Raw genomic sequence first — 16,452 nt, 5'->3', positions numbered from 1 at the left:
TAGTAACCATGAGATTGATTAAATATCCCTCAAAAGAACAGTGGACGGAACTTTTGAAACGTCCGGCACTGAATACGGAAAATTTGTTCGACACTGTTCGCTCTATTATAAATAAGGTAAAAACAGAAGGTGACAAAGCCGTCTTGGAATATGAAGCTACTTTTGATAAAGTCACCTTGTCTGCGCTTGCTGTGACTCCTGAAGAGATACAGGTTGCCGGAACATTGGTAAGCGATGAACTGAAAGCAGCCATCTCCCTGGCAAAACAAAATATTGAAACCTTTCATGCTTCCCAACGTTTTATCGGAAAGAAGGTAGAAACAATGAACGGTGTGACTTGCTGGCAAAAATCGGTAGGAATCGAAAAAGTGGGATTGTATATTCCGGGTGGAACAGCACCACTTTTCTCAACTGTATTGATGTTGTCTGTTCCGGCTAAAATTGCAGGATGCAAGGAAATCGTACTTTGCACGCCTCCCGATAAGAATGGAAATATTCATCCGGCTATTCTTTTTGCTGCGCAACTGGCAGGTGTCAGTAAAATATTCAAGGCTGGTGGTGTGCAGGCTATTGCCGCTATGGCCTATGGAACGGAGAGTGTCCCCAAAGTATATAAGATATTTGGTCCAGGCAATCAATATGTGACAGCTGCCAAACAGTTGGTAAGCCTGCGTGATGTAGCTATTGATATGCCTGCCGGTCCTTCTGAAGTCGAAGTTCTGGCAGATGCATCTGCCAACCCGGTTTTTGTAGCAGCAGATCTTTTGTCACAGGCAGAACACGGAATAGATAGCCAGGCTATATTGATTACCACTTCCGAGAAGCTTCAAACAGAAGTAATGACGGAAGTAGAACGTCAATTAGCCGAATTGCCCCGTCGTGAAATTGCTGCAAAATCATTAGAGAATAGTAAACTGATTTTAGTAAAGGATTTGGATGAAGCATTGGAACTGACTAACGCATACGCGCCGGAACACTTAATTATAGAAACGGAAAACTACATGGAAGTAGCAGAGCGTGTAACAAATGCCGGTTCTGTTTTCCTTGGATCGTTAACTCCCGAAAGTGCCGGCGACTATGCTTCCGGAACGAATCATACCTTGCCTACCAACGGTTATGCCAAAGCATATAGCGGCGTCAGTCTGGATAGTTTTATCCGCAAGATTACGTTCCAGGAAATTCTCCCGGAAGGAATAAAGGCTATTGGTCCTGCTATTGAGGAGATGGCGGCTAACGAACATTTGGATGCGCATAAAAATGCGGTCACAGTTCGTCTCAAAGCAATTCAAAATTCATAACTTAAAATTTAAAGAAGTGAAAACATTACAAGAATTAACCCGGCCGAATATCTGGAAATTAAAGCCTTACTCTTCGGCACGTGATGAATATAAAGGAGTCACCGCTTCTGTTTTCCTGGATGCAAACGAAAATCCGTACAATACGCCTCACAATCGTTATCCGGACCCTATGCAGTGTGAACTGAAAACATTGTTGTCGAAAATTAAGAAAGTATCTCCCGAACATATTTTTCTCGGAAACGGCAGTGATGAAGCCATCGACTTGGTCTTTCGTGCTTTCTGCGAACCGGGTAAAGATAATGTAGTAGCTATCGATCCTACCTATGGAATGTATCAGGTCTGTGCCGATGTAAACGATGTGGAATATCGGAAAGTATTGTTGGATGATAACTTCCAGTTCTCTGCTGACAAATTGCTGGCAGCTACCGACGAGCATACCAAACTTATTTTCCTTTGCTCTCCTAATAATCCGACAGGAAATGATTTGCTTCGTTCCGAAATAGAAAAGGTACTTTGCCAGTTTGAAGGATTGGTAATGTTGGATGAGGCTTACAATGATTTTTCTAAAGCTCCGTCTTTCCTCGAAGAGTTGGACAAATATCCCAATCTCGTCGTATTCCAGACATTCTCCAAAGCCTGGGGATGTGCTGCTATCCGTTTGGGAATGGCTTTTGCTTCCAAAGAGATTATTGATATTCTTAGTAAAATCAAATATCCCTATAATGTCAACCAGTTGACTCAACAGCAAGCCATCGCCATGTTGCATAAACATTATGAGATAGAACGTTGGGTGAAAACTCTGAAGGAAGAACGTGACTATTTGGAAGCGGAATTTGAAAAGCTTCCATGTACCATTAAACTGTTCCCGTCTGATGCGAATTTCTTTCTGGCAAAAGTGACGGATGCCGTGAAAATCTACAATTATTTGGTAGGTGAAGGAATTATTGTGCGTAATCGCCATAACATTTCGCTTTGCTGCAACTGTTTGCGTGTGACTGTCGGTACCCGTGTAGAGAATAATACCCTATTGGCTACCCTTAAAAAATACCCGGGATAATTTATGAAGAAGAAAGTATTATTTATAGATAGAGATGGTACGTTGGTGATCGAACCTCCCGTAGATTACCAACTCGACTCATTGGAGAAGCTGGAATTCTATCCGAAAGTTTTCCGTAATTTAGGTTTTATCCGCAGCAAACTCGATTTTGAATTTGTGATGGTCACCAATCAGGATGGATTGGGTACATCTTCTTTCCCGGAAGAAACGTTTTGGCCTGCCCATAATCTGATGCTTAAAACATTAGAAGGAGAGGGGATTACTTTTGATGAGATTCTGATAGACCGTAGTTTCCCGGAAGATAATGCGCCCACCCGTAAACCACGTACCGGAATGCTGACGAAGTATCTAAATAATCCGGAATACGATCTTGCCGGAAGTTTTGTTATAGGCGACCGTCCTACGGATGTGGAACTTGCCAAGAATTTGGGTTGTCGGGCAATCTATCTGCAAAATTCACCTGAAACCCTGAAAGAAAAAGGACTGGAAGAAGTCTGCGCCCTTGCAACAACTGACTGGGATCAGATATCCGAGTTCCTTTTTGCCGGAGAACGGAAAGCGGAAGTACGTCGTACAACCAAAGAAACAGATATTGATGTGGCTTTGAACTTGGATGGAAACGGCGCTTGTGACATCTCTACCGGTCTTGGCTTTTTCGACCACATGCTCGAGCAGATTGGAAAACACTCCAGTATGGACTTGACAATCCGTGTAAAAGGAGATCTGGAGGTGGACGAACATCATACAATCGAAGATACTGCTATTGCATTAGGAGAATGTATTTACCAGGCTTTAGGTAGTAAGCGTGGAATTGAACGTTATGGCTATGCTTTACCGATGGATGATTGTCTTTGTCAGGTTTGTCTGGACTTTGGTGGTCGTCCCTGGCTGGTTTGGGATGCCGAATTCAAGCGTGAGAAGATAGGGGAGATGCCGACGGAAATGTTCCTTCATTTCTTTAAGTCACTAAGTGATGCGGCAAAAATGAATCTGAACATTAAGGCGGAAGGACAAAATGAACATCATAAGATAGAAGGTATTTTTAAAGCCCTTGCCCGTGCCTTGAAAATGGCAATCAAAAGAGATATCTATCATTTTGAACTTCCATCCAGCAAGGGAGTACTTTGATCTTTTTATAATAACAATATAGACTTATGCAGAAAAGAATCCTGTTAAGCCTACTTTTGGGAGTAATCTTCTCTATATCTATTTTTAGTCAGAATTTGAAAGTAGAGAAGATTACTCTTCCTGATAGTGAATTAACCAATCTGTACAAGATCGATTCGGGTGTATATCGTTCAGAGCAACCTTCGCATGAAGACTTTAAAGCTTTAGAAAAGTATGGTATTGGCGAAGCTCTCAATCTCCGTAATAGACATAGCGATGATGATGAAGCCGCAGGAACGAACGTAAAGCTTCATCGGGTAAAGACCAAAGCTCATTCCATCAATGAAGAACAGTTGATTGAAGCATTGCGTATTATAAAGAATCGTAAAGCGCCGATTGTTATCCATTGCCATCACGGATCAGATCGCACAGGAGCTGTTTGCGCACTTTATCGAGTGGTATTTCAGAATGTTTCAAAAGAAGACGCGATTCATGAAATGACTGAAGGCGGTTTTGGCTTTCATCGTATTTATAAAAATATCATTCGGAGGATTAAAGAAGCGGATATAGAGCAAATAAGAAGAAAAGTTATGTGTACAGAGGGATTTTAGTATGTAATTTTGTGCAGATACATGTCTTGCTAAAATGTTGTATCGAAGCTATGATGAGGCGTTATATTTTCTCAACTATTCTCACTGCTATGAGAAAAAATTCTCACTATAATGAGAAAATCTTCTCATAGTAATGAGTATTTTTTCTCATAGCAGTGAGAATAGTTTGATGTTTGTACTTCCCTATAAATTCTCTATTTCTTTAAGCCACATAGCTGAATTGGCATCACTAGGCATCCTCCAATCCCCCCGTGGACTAATAGAAATACTTCCTACTTTAGGTCCGTCCGGTAAGCAAGAACGTTTGAACTGCTGATTGAAGAAACGACGGAAGAAAGTGGAAAGCCATTTCTTGATGGTTTCTTCATCATACATATCTTTGAATGTCGTTTTTGCCAAATAGAATATCTTGGAAGGCCGGAAGCCGAAACGTAAGAAATAATATAGGAAGAAGTCGTGCAGTTCATAAGGACCTACCAAATCTTCTGTTTTCTGTTTAATTTCTCCGTTCTCATCCGCCGGAATCAATTCCGGGCTAATAGGAGTGTCTACAATATCAAGCAAAGTAGCTTTCGAGTTTTCGTCCATACCGTTTTCTGCCACCCATTGTACTAAATATTTCACAAGTGTTTTGGGAACACTCGCATTTACCCCGTACATGGACATGTGATCGCCGTTGTAAGTAGCCCATCCCAATGCAAGTTCGGATAAATCCCCTGTGCCGATAACCATTCCCCAAGTCTGATTGGCCACATCCATTAGTATTTGTGTACGTTCGCGCGCTTGCGAATTCTCGTATGTAACGTCATGTACATTCATGTCATGTTCGATGTCCTTAAAATGTTGGATGCAGGCATCTTTAATACTAATTTCACGGATGGATATACCTAATGATTTCATTAGATCGATCGCATTATGGTAGGTGCGGTCAGTCGTTCCGAAACCCGGCATCGTGATTCCGAGAATACCTTTCCGGGATAATCCCAGTTTATCGAAGGTCTTCACGCAGACGAGCAGTGCCAGTGTTGAGTCTAGTCCGCCTGAAATACCCACTACAGCTGTTTTGGCTCCGGTGTGAACTAATCTTTGTGCTAGTCCGGCCACTTGGATAGAGAATATTTCTTCGCAATGTTCATTTAGCTCAATTCCTTGTGGTACGAAAGGATGGGCATTGAACTTCCGGGTTAAGGTCAGTTCTTTGCTGTTGACAAATTCTGTTGCGATAGAAACCGCCTTCTTGTCTCCTAAATTTGCCTGATTAGCGGCGAAGGTAGTATTTATTCTGCGTTCTGCCCGGATGCGTTCCACATCAATTTCGCTGATAATCAGTTGCTCTTTCATACTGAAACGTTCGCTGCGTGCAAGCAGTGAACCGTTTTCATAAATCAGCCCATTACCGGCAAAAACCACATCGGTAGTAGATTCTCCAAAGCCACAAGACGAGAATACATATCCGGCAATACAACGTGCAGATTGTTGGCTGATGAGAGAACAAAGATAATTGTTCTTTCCAATGCCTTCATTATCAGCAGACATATTGAACAGAATTTCTGCTCCTTGCAGTGCCAATGAGGAACTTGGAGGTATAGTAGACCAAAGGTCCTCGCATATCTCAATGCCAAAAGTCGTATCTGAAGTCTCAAAAAGCAGATTTGCACCTATGGGAACGATTTGTCCACACAAGCGTACGTTGTTTGTAGTCAACTGAAGCGCTGATGTGAACCAACGTTGTTCGTAGAATTCTTTATAATTCGGCAGATAGGTCTTGGCTGCAACTCCCAACACTTTCCCTTTCTGAATCACTACGGCTGCATTGATAACTGTCGAATTGACAACGACAGGCATGCCAACAATAGAAATGATATCTAATTGACGGGTGTTATTCAGAATTTGCATCAGCCCCATTTCTGCTTCTTCCAGCAAAAGTTGTTGTCCGAATAGGTCACCACAAGTATATCCGGTGATACTCATTTCCGGGAAAATAATGATCTGCACTCCTTTTCCTTCAGCCACTGCAATCAGACTTTCTATCTTCTCTACATTGAATTTACAGTCAGCCACTTTTACGTGTGGCACGGCTGCAGCTACTTTTACAAATCCGTAGTTCATCTTATACCTTATTTATATATAATGAGTGCAAAAATAGGAAATAGTTTTGAATAATTATCTTTTCTATATTGAATCCTCTTAATAAGCTATTTTGTATGAGTTGTGATGTTGTTATTTGAGTAATTAAAGTAACTGTCAAAATGAACGTTTATATTCAACTATCATTGAAATATGTTGTGGATTTATTTTCATTTATGGGTTTGTGTACTTAAATATGTATCAAAAAGATATAAGTGGAAATTTGGTATAAAATATGCGACATATTGTTTCTTTTATTTAAATATAATATATATATTTGTAGCCAAAATAGAACAATATTAGAAGTGTATAACACCTAAACAGAACAAGTGATATTAGTGTTTAATTTATAACTTAAGAGAGCAGATGGTCATACATTTAATTCACACAGCAGTAACACGAAAAATCTATTTGGATATTTGGCGCAATATTAAGAATTTGCCAAGTTAGTCTATTCCTATTCTATATTTATAGATAATAATAGCCTGTCCCAAGTCGGTGCAGAAAATGCATAAACCGATTTTGGGAAAGGAGTGTATTATTCTACGCGAAGACTGCGTATTCCTTATTGTAGATAAATCTATAAAAATAAATCAATTTCATTAATTTAAAATCAAAGTATCAAAGATGAGAAAATCAATTCTCTTGTTTGTACTCTTTACTCTGACAAGTATCCCCCTGTTGCTTTTTGCACAGGGTGGATATCAGGTAACGGGACACATTATTTCGGCGGAAGACAATCAGCCGATGATTGGTGTGTCTGTTTTGGAGAAGGGTACGACGAACGGAGTAATTACCGATATGAATGGTAATTACAGTATCACAGTGACGAAATCCCCTGCTATTTTGCAGTTTTCTTACATTGGAATGAAAACGATGGAAAAGCAGGTGTCTGCTGCCACTCGCATGAATCTGAAGATGGAGAGTGATGCACAAATGGTAGAAGAAGTAGTGGTTGTTGCCTACGGTGTACGTAAGAAAGGTACGATTGCAGGTTCTGTATCTACGGTAAAAGCTGAAAAGATGGAAGATGTTCCTGCTCCGAGTTTCGATCAGGCACTGCAAGGGCAGGCACCGGGATTAATGGTGCTTTCTGAATCAGGTGAACCCAGTAAGGCAGCAACTTTTCGTATTCGCGGAACAAATTCAATTAATTCGGGGAAAGATCCTCTTTTTATATTGGATGGAGTGGCTATTTCAAGTTCAGATTTCAACACGATTAGTCCTAATGATATTGAGAGCATTTCAGTGTTGAAAGATGCTTCTTCTACTTCTATCTATGGCGCACGTGCTTCTAATGGCGTGGTAGTAATCACTTCCAAGCGTGGACGTATGGGGGAAGCTGCCAAGATTACTTTCCGTACACAACTAGGTTTTTCCCAATTAGCTTCAAAGGACTGGGATCAGATGGATACGAACGAACGTATTCAGTTTGAAAAAGAAGTGGGATTGGATAAAGGACAGGATTACGAGAAATTAAGTAAGATAAATATCAATTGGCTGGATAAGGTATACAATGACAAAGCACCCTTGCAGAATTACGAGTTATCAGTAAATGGTGGTACGGAAAAGTTAAATTATTATGTTTCGGGAAGCTATTATGATCAGGATGGTATTGCAGTAGGTTCTACATTTGAGCGTGTTAACTTCCGTGCCAATGTGGAGGCGAAAGCTAATAAATGGTTGAAAATAGGAACGAATACAATGTTTACTTATCAGGAGGTAGAACAGAGTGATGATGGTGAATATGCATTGTGGGCTCCTATTTCCGCATCTTTTTTCATGTTGCCTTACTGGAATCCTTATAAGGAGGATGGAAGTCTGGCTCTTCAGGATGACGGCAGTTGGAAAGGAACGACGGAGAATCCGTTAGCATGGATGGAAAACAATCCGTTATCAAATAAGAAGTATAAACTTTTATCTACTTTCTATGCTGAAGCTACACCTATAAAGAATCTCACAATTCGTTCACAACTAAGTGCAGATTATGGTCATACTACTTCTTTTTATCGAAGTTTTCCGAGTTATAAGCCAAATAATAATTATGGAGGTGCCCAGCGTAGTTCGTATGATATGCTTAATCTGATGATTACAAATACAGCAAACTACCGTTTTATGTTGAATGATGTTCATTCATTCAACTTTATGGTTGGGCAGGAAGGAGTCGATTATCATTATGAAGGTTTTCAGGTTACGACTCGTGGACAGACAAATGATATTTTGACAAACTTGTCTTCCGGTTCTACCGCTTCATCATGGGGAGATCCCGTTACGGAATATTCTTTTCTCTCTTTTTTTGGTCGTGGTGAATATAATTATGATGATCGTTACTATGCTGACTTTTCGGTTCGTGGGGATGGATCTTCCCGTTTCGGAACAGATAAACATTGGGGAGCTTTTTGGTCAGTCGGGTTTATGTGGAATCTCCGTAAGGAGAAGTTCATGCAAAAATATAAATGGCTTACTAATGCGCAAATAGCGATTAATACCGGTACATCGGGCAACTCTTCTATTAATAACTATGAACATTTGGCTTTAGTTTCCGGTGGATATAAGTATAACAATGAATCAGGTATTGCTATTTCCCAGTTGGGAAATGAAGAATTAAGTTGGGAGTCTACATGGGCTACTAATGTGGCACTGCATTTAGGTTTTATTGATCGTATAAATTTGGATGTGGAGTTTTATAATAAGAAAACTACTAATATGTTGATGGCAGTTCCCATTTCTTACACAACTAGCGGTTTTGGAACTCGTTGGGATAATGTGGGAGCTATGCGAAACCGTGGTGTAGAAATTAATGTCAGTGCAGACGTACTTCGCATCAAAGACTTTACATGGAATGTGAACGCCAATGTTTCATATAATAAAAATGAGATAACCGAGCTTTATAATGGGATAACAGAATATGTAGCCTCTGATACTGGTAGAATGGTTGCGGTAGGTCATCCGTTAGGTGAATTTTATCTGAACCGTTATGCAGGAGTCAATCCTACTAATGGAGATGCTTTATGGTATACCAAAGACGGTGAAATTACTACAGAATATAATGAAAATGACAAAGTGATGCTGGGTAAGACACATGAAGCTCCTTGGCAAGGTGGTTTTGGTACTACACTTTCTTGGCAAGGATTTTCACTTTCCGCACAGTTCACGTGGGTGGCCGATCGCTGGATGCTTAACAATGACAGAGTTTTTCAAGAGAGCAACGGACTGTTCAGTGCCTACAATCAGTCAAAACGTATGCTTTATGATCGATGGAAAAAGCCGGGAGATGTGACTGATATCCCTCGTTATGGAGTTACTCCTCAACTAGATTCACGATTCTTGGAAGATGCTTCTTTCCTGCGTCTGAAAAATTTAATGCTTAGCTATACATTCCCACAGAAATGGTTGCAGCGGACTAATTTTTTAAGTAGTGCCCGTATTTATGCGCAGGGACAGAATTTGTTGACATTTACAAGTTTTACAGGGATGGATCCGGAGTCTACCTCCAATGTGTATAAGGCTCAATACCCTATGTCCCGTCAGTTTACATTCGGACTGGAAGTTTCATTCTAAAATTAATCAGTGATGATAAGAAAAATAAAATTATATATAGTTTTAGTTGCGGTATTGCTTTCGGCATCTTCCTGTCTTGATAAATATCCGCAAGATGCAATTCCGCAAGAAGAGGCTATTAAGACAGTGAGCGATGTACGCCAAGCTTTGGTCGGTATTTATGCACAGTTTAAAAATGCCAGCCTATATAGCGGATACTTGACTTTATTGCCTGATATTCAGACGGATCTGGTATACGCTGTTAAAGGATATACAAATATCTATGGTGATGTATGGCGTAATGAAATATTAGCTATCAATAAACAGGTGGAATATGTGTATGGTGGCTTGTATACTGTCATCGGACGTTGCAATTTTGTTCTTGATAACATTGCTGCTGTAGAGGCCAACACTTCAGATGATGAACAACTGGACAAGTTGGATACCTATAAAGGTCATATCTATTTTGCCCGTGCGCTGGCTTATTCAGAACTGTTGAAGTGTTTCTGTAAAGCTTATGAAAGTGACGAAGAAGCTGCCAATGAACTGGGAGTTGTACTGCAGTCCAGCTACGTTAATCCGGGACCTGTAAAACGTGCTTCTTTAAAAGATTCGTATCAGTTTGTATTGGATGATTTGGCTAGATCGGCCGAATATCTGGCTACGGATGATGACACTGAGGTTATTTATAATTCTGCATATTTCACGATTGGTACAGTCAATGCTTTATATGCTCGTATGTACCTGTATATGCGGAAGTGGGAGAAAGCTGTTGAATATGCTACTAAAGTAATAGATAGTAAGAAATATATATTAGCTGATGCAACCAAGCATAGTTATTCGGTTACTTATAATGATTTTGCATACATGTGGCAGTATGATAATTCTACTGAAATCATTTGGAAAGTAATGTTTGAGGTAAATTCCTATGGAGGGGCATTAGGCACTGTATTCCTCAATTATGATTATACATCTTATAAACCGGATTATGTACCAGCTAAATGGGCATTGGATACCTATGCCAATGCTGATTTACGCTATAATGCTTATTTCGCTACGGCAACGACCGGATTTTCTCATGGGTTGACTTGGCCTCTTTTGGTTAAATACATGGGAAATCAGGATTTTATAAGCCAAAGATTGCTGTGTGTATCCATGCCGAAACCGTTCCGGTTAGCGGAACAATATCTGATTCGTGCAGAGGCTTATTGCCGGATGGGAGCATCTTATTATGGAAAAGCAGGAATTGATATTTCTACTTTACGTATGGCTCGTTATTCTTCTTATGGTGGCTCTACTACGCTTACAGAAGAAAATTGGTTTAAAACTGTCAGTGAAGAACGTATGAAAGAACTCTTTATGGAAGGTTTCCGTCTTAACGACTTGAAACGTTGGCATGAGGGATTTGAACGTAAAGAACAAACTTCGACTATCTCTCCGGGTAATACGTTGAAGTTAGAGAAAGACGATCCTCGTTTTGTATGGCCTATTCCACAACATGAGTTGGATGCTCCTGGCGTGGATCTAGCACCTAATGAAAGCAATAAATAATGTATAAAGATAATATAGAGAAACAATGAAACGATTAATAACAGGAATAGTAACACTTACGACGTTGGCTGTCGGATTCTGGGGATGTAATGATCTTTCCCGGACGACTTACAGCGGTTCCGACTACGTGATGTTCTCCGATACATTATCTATGTATCCGGTGCAGGACAGTGAGAAATGGTTTGAGATTCCGGTAGTAGCTACGAATATATGCGATTATGACCGTTCTTTTGGTGTGGAAGTAGACGATAAGGCTAGTAATGCAATTGAAAAAAAGCAATATGTAGTTGAATCAAATACGGTAACCATTAAAGCAGGGGAGCGAGTTGCAAAGTTCCGGATGAAGGGTGTTTATGAAAATATAGGTAAAACTGACTCTTTGTCGGTTACATTCAATTTGCTTCCGAAAGATGAAAATATATGGGATTTGTACGGTACACGTACTCGTGTTCAAATGCAAAAAGCATGTCCTTTTGAACTAAGTACTTTTGAAGGCTATTGTCTATTGACTTCTTCTTTCTTTAATGCATATATGACGGATACGGAACATCGGTTATTGCAGGCAGAAAGAGACAAGACGGAAGATAATACTATCATATTACATGATTTTTTCTACAAGAATTATGATCTTAAAATTAAGTATGATCCTTCCGATCCGTTGAAACCATTTGTAGAGTTTGATGATCAAATTATAGGTAGTACGGCAGAAGCCTTCGGAACCATTTACGGTAATGGAAAGCTGATGTGTACTCAGCCTGTTGCATACGATTCTTATTATAATGTATGCCAGAAATTCGTATTCTTATATAGCACTATTTATGTGGTGGGTAAAGGTACAGTAGGTACTTATGTGAATATCTTGGAGTGGATTAGTGATGAAGAAGCGGAACAGTATAAGAAAGAGGAAGGACTCTAAACTATAATCGGAAATAAATATGAAAGATATAATGAAATATTATTTGCAATTGATTACGTTAGTGTTTTGTCTCTTCGTATCTGCTTGCAGTGATGATGACGAGACTACAACGCCTGTATTCCCGGATTTGCAGAAAATAGAATGTGAAATCGGAGATACCAAGACACTGACTTTTGAGGCTGCCGATAACTGGATATTGACTTCCTCATCGTTATGGTGCTATTTTGAACAGGATGGTGAGAGGACGTTCGTTTGTTCAGGCAATGCCGGAAAGCAGACAGTCACTATCCATATTAGTGATGATGCTACCGAACTGTTAAAATCTTATAAGGCAGAGCTGACTATGAAGCTGGCAGGAAGCCAGCAGGTGATAGCGGAGGTGACGCGTCCGTCTACTGGTTATGAAGTTCGGGCTTTCAATGCGGACAAGTCTGTAATGTACACAGAAGAAAATCCTTTTGTCATCAATTTTGATGGAACTGACATATTGGTGTTAGAAGCTAATGAGGATTGGGCTTTGAAAAGTAACCCCGAATGGATGGAATTCAATCGTAGAGCATCAGACAGCGAAGTTGTATCTGGCAATGCTGGAGATAATGTCAGCGTCACTCCACAGATGATAATGCAATATAAAAAGAATGAAGTTACCGGCTTTCTGACAATTGAAAGTAGAAGCGGAGCTGTTGCAAAAGTCCCTGTGAAGTATGAAGGTATTCCTGCTGATAGAATTATTGGTACTCTGAAAGATAACATAGAAGTCTCGGTTGATGGAGAAAGTTATATTGCAGGCGATAATAGTTATGATAGCGAGGGAGTTCCTGTAACGGTAATGGCTAAGAATGATGAATATACCTTGGTATGTGTGGAATATGTGGCAGAACGGAATCAGATGACATGGGAGCTTGAATATTCTTATACAATAATGGATTCCTTTAATCGTTGGCTTTGGATAGATGATGATAAAGAAGGGAATATTAATATAGCAGCAAGCGCAAATAATTCGAAAGCAAGAACTGCGTATGTATTAGCATTTCCTAACGTTATATATGCTGAAATTAAGGATCATCTATCCGATCTTGTTTTACTTGAAAAGGGGATTCCAAAGGAATATGATGAAAATATAATTGCTGATATAAAACAGGAAGGAGTGGCAGGAGATCTGATATCTTTGGTTAAAGAAAGTGGTGAACCTATTTTGGATGGTACAGGCAATCCTGTGAAAGCTGTACCTTCGGATATGCCAGATGAACAATTAGAAAGTGAATATGGTACTACAAATGTATTTTTGGTTTCATCGTTGACTTTAGGTGTTAATTATGATCCATTCCATATTATTGTAAATGGCTACTCCGGTTGGAATTTGCAAGCTGAAACTAAGCATAATGGTCAGGATACCGTATGGGAAGGAATTGAAGTTGAGGGAAGGTATATGACAAGTGCATTTGTCAATGTTTCAGGCATGGACGAAAGCAAGAATGGAACAAAGCCTATGGTTATTAAATTAATGGATAATGAAACTATTTTAGGAGTATTGCTGATTCAACCCCGATATGAGGATTGATAACATGTAAAATTTAGCTTATATGAAAACTAAGATATTATTTATAAAAATGTTTGTCCTTTCTTGCATGTTGTTTACTTTAGGGTTTACAGCTGGAAGTTGCTCTGACGATGATGACGTACTTCAGGCAGGATATGGATATGCTCAGTTCAAACTTTATAAAGGTGTTTCGACAGGTACACGTGCCAGTACGAATGAGCTGGATTATTTGCGTGATGCGCAAAAAATGAAAATCGTGCTTATCAATCAGGAAGACGGTACTGAAATTGTACAGACTGTCGGTCTGGAAGCGATGGGCGACGATAGTGAATTTGGCTTGAGAAGTGACAAACTTCAATTGATGGCCGGAACTTATCAGATTATCGGTTTCTATCTGTATAAAGCAGATGGAACTACGCAGGATTTGAAACAGATTCTTTCCGGCGAACCGGATAAAAAGACAATTTTGACTGTAGTAAATGGTGGGTTAGCTGTACAAGACATACAGGTGAAAGTAGTGAATCGAGGGATAGTGAAATTTACTATAACTAAAAAATTTCTACCATCCACTCGGGCAATAGGCGAAGATTATGTTTTCTCCGATATCAAATACATCAATGTAACGGTACAGGAACAGTTTACGAAAAAAGAGACGACTCTTGAGAATATTGCCGTAAAGTATACAGAGAAGCTGGATGATAGTGGAAAGAAGATATCCGTGGCTGTCAGTGATTCATTATTCCGTCTTTCTGCCGGTAAATATAAGATTAAAAGTTATACGACTAAAAAGAAAAATAAGGGGTCTTTGGAATATGGAGAAGTAAACGGTGCTGACTTTGAAGTGCTGGATAATGTGACTACTGAAGTTAACGTTCCGATTAACTTCAGTAAAACTACCGGCAGTATTAAGGATTATCTTGTTCTGAAAGAAATGTGGGAAGCCTTGAAAGGCCCGTCTATTCCGGAAAAGAATCAGAAGGGATGGAGTTATTCGGGTACTACATATCCTTTAGGTACTAACTGGGATTTCAATAAAGATATTGATTTGTGGGGAGATCAACCTGGTGTCGATTTGGATGCCAAAGGACGTGTCACAGGTCTTTCTATCGGTGCGTTCGGTCCTGAAGGTGATATTCCTGAATCTTTAGGAGACTTAACGGAGCTTAGAACTTTATCTTTAGGTAATCATTCCGACCAAGTAGGTGATAATATCATTGAGAAGACGATGGGAACTGAATTGACTGAAGTACAGAAGAACTCTATAAGAAGTGATTATTATAATAAGTTTGTAAAGGTAGATATTGAATCATATTTCTCTGAACCGATACAAGTTGCTTTGAAATGGCAGAAAGAGGGGATACCCGATAGTTTTTCTCAGCCTACTGTAAATAGCAAAGCCAATCGTCCTTCTTTGAAAGATGTCCCGGCCAATCGGTTGACAAATGGAATTCATAGAATACCCGCTTCTATTGGAAACCTGAAAAAATTGCAATATTTGTATATTGCCAACGGTAAATTCGAAGGATTTGAACCGGGGACTGACCTGAGTGGGCTGGAGAATCTGACAGACCTTGAAATTTACAATTGTCCGTCTATGACAAAACTTCCGGAAGAACTGAATAAACTGCCGAACCTTCAATCATTCAACTTGGCGAGTAATCCGAGTTTGGGAGATTTTCATGAGGATTTAGGTAAGTTTGTAGCCAGCGAAAGTATAAGTAAAACATTGCAGATCTTTTATTTGACTTATAATAAACTGACTGTTTTGCCGGATATGTCAATGGTGAAAAAACTTGGTAAACTGGATTGTGCATACAATCAGATTAAAAAGATTGAGAAAGCATTCGGTAGTGATGTTATTTTGGTACAATTGTCAATGGATCACAATCAGATAGAGGAATTGCCACGTGATGAAAGTGGACATTTCTGCGGATATGCTGATGTGGAGTCTTTCTCTTTTGCTTATAATAAATTGAAGAAATTCCCTAATATATTCAGTTCGCAATCTGTATATGTAATGTCTTCTGTTAATTTTTCATTCAATGAAATTGATGGATTTGAGGGTGAAGAGAATGGAACTTTTAAGGGCGTAAATGCCAGTACGATTGCATTGGGGGGGAATAAATTGAAAAAATTCCCGAAGATACTGTTTGATACAAATTCTCAGGTGTCAGCTTTAGGACTGAACGGTAATGGAATAGAAGAGATACCGAAAGGTACATTCAATGCATCAAAATATTCGTATATGATGAAAACATTCGACTTGACTTATAATCACTTATCAAAGCTTCCGGATGATTTTAATGGGAAAAATATGCCTTTCCTTTATGGTGTGGATCTAAGTAACAACCGCTTTACGGAAGTTCCTACCGGACCGATGGACGCTGCCACATTAACTGTTTATGCTGTACGTAACCAGCGCGATGAGAATGGTAACCGCTTGTTGAGAAAATGGCCGGGCAATTTAGGCTTATGTCCGAGTTTGAGACAATTCTGTATTGGTGGAAATGATTTGCGAAAGATTTCTGATACGATATCATCGGCTATTATCGTTTTTGAGATAAAGGATAATCCAAATATCTCTCTCAATCTTTCCAATGTTTGCGATCTGATTAAAGAGGGAAGATATCTCCTCATCTACGATCCGGAACAGGATATTCGTGGATGTGATTATTTGAAAGAATAAATAGATAAATAACAAAAAA

The 16,452-nt window shown here is 39.5% G+C and carries 10 protein-coding genes; 9 read left to right on the top strand and 1 reads right to left on the bottom strand.

Annotated elements, in window-relative coordinates; genetic code table 11:
* Window positions 1-8 precede the first annotated feature (8 nt).
* From hisD to DW173_RS00855, 4 genes are read left to right on the top strand one after another with little or no spacing between them, the layout of a single operon-like run.
* Window positions 9-1,298 (top strand): histidinol dehydrogenase, encoded by a 1,290-nt coding sequence (hisD, locus tag DW173_RS00870; protein WP_120143417.1) that lies wholly within the window; start codon window positions 9-11, stop codon window positions 1,296-1,298.
* A complete protein-coding gene (gene hisC, locus DW173_RS00865; RefSeq protein ID WP_182019495.1) occupies window positions 1,258-2,355 on the top strand; it encodes a histidinol-phosphate transaminase in 1,098 nt (365 codons plus the stop codon). Before hisD ends, hisC begins: the two co-directional genes overlap by 41 nt.
* Before the next feature lie 3 nt (window positions 2,356-2,358).
* The gene (hisB, locus tag DW173_RS00860; RefSeq protein ID WP_117809099.1) at window positions 2,359-3,483 is read left to right on the top strand and encodes a bifunctional histidinol-phosphatase/imidazoleglycerol-phosphate dehydratase HisB; all 1,125 of its coding nucleotides are present in this window, start codon (window positions 2,359-2,361) and stop codon (window positions 3,481-3,483) included.
* 26 nt (window positions 3,484-3,509) lie between these two features.
* Window positions 3,510-4,073 (top strand): dual specificity protein phosphatase family protein, encoded by a 564-nt coding sequence (locus tag DW173_RS00855; RefSeq protein ID WP_004315962.1) that lies wholly within the window; start codon window positions 3,510-3,512, stop codon window positions 4,071-4,073.
* A gap of 183 nt (window positions 4,074-4,256) precedes the next feature.
* Here the strand turns inward: DW173_RS00855 and DW173_RS00850 are convergent, their stop codons facing one another.
* The gene (locus DW173_RS00850) at window positions 4,257-6,182 is read right to left on the bottom strand and encodes an NAD(+) synthase (RefSeq protein ID WP_004310818.1); all 1,926 of its coding nucleotides are present in this window, start codon (window positions 6,180-6,182) and stop codon (window positions 4,257-4,259) included.
* Between the two features lie 645 nt (window positions 6,183-6,827).
* Here DW173_RS00850 and DW173_RS00845 point away from each other — a divergent pair.
* The 5 genes from DW173_RS00845 to DW173_RS00825 are packed head-to-tail and all read left to right on the top strand — an operon-like array spanning window position 6,828 to window position 16,433.
* Window positions 6,828-9,761 (top strand): SusC/RagA family TonB-linked outer membrane protein, encoded by a 2,934-nt coding sequence (locus tag DW173_RS00845; RefSeq protein WP_117809097.1) that lies wholly within the window; start codon window positions 6,828-6,830, stop codon window positions 9,759-9,761.
* Between the two features lie 12 nt (window positions 9,762-9,773).
* Complete coding sequence (locus DW173_RS00840; RefSeq protein WP_008643286.1) at window positions 9,774-11,291, top strand: RagB/SusD family nutrient uptake outer membrane protein; 1,518 nt, start codon at window positions 9,774-9,776, stop codon at window positions 11,289-11,291.
* Between the two features lie 25 nt (window positions 11,292-11,316).
* Window positions 11,317-12,207, top strand: coding sequence for a DUF4984 domain-containing protein (locus DW173_RS00835; RefSeq protein ID WP_015532815.1), 891 nt, complete (start codon window positions 11,317-11,319; stop codon window positions 12,205-12,207).
* Window positions 12,208-12,226: 19 nt separating this feature from the next.
* Window positions 12,227-13,768 carry a DUF5003 domain-containing protein gene (locus tag DW173_RS00830; protein WP_117810662.1) on the top strand — a complete coding sequence of 514 codons (1,542 nt, stop codon included), beginning with the start codon at window positions 12,227-12,229 and terminating at the stop codon, window positions 13,766-13,768.
* 22 nt (window positions 13,769-13,790) lie between these two features.
* A complete protein-coding gene (locus DW173_RS00825; RefSeq protein ID WP_120143415.1) occupies window positions 13,791-16,433 on the top strand; it encodes a DUF4458 domain-containing protein in 2,643 nt (880 codons plus the stop codon).
* The last annotated feature ends 19 nt before the right edge of the window (window positions 16,434-16,452 follow it).

It is taken from the genome of Bacteroides sp. AM16-13 (genome assembly GCF_003602705.1).
Taxonomy (GTDB): Bacteria; Bacteroidota; Bacteroidia; order Bacteroidales; family Bacteroidaceae; genus Bacteroides; species Bacteroides xylanisolvens.
Note: the sequence above shows the minus strand (reverse complement) of the source record. Positions and strands in the feature narration are given on the sequence as shown.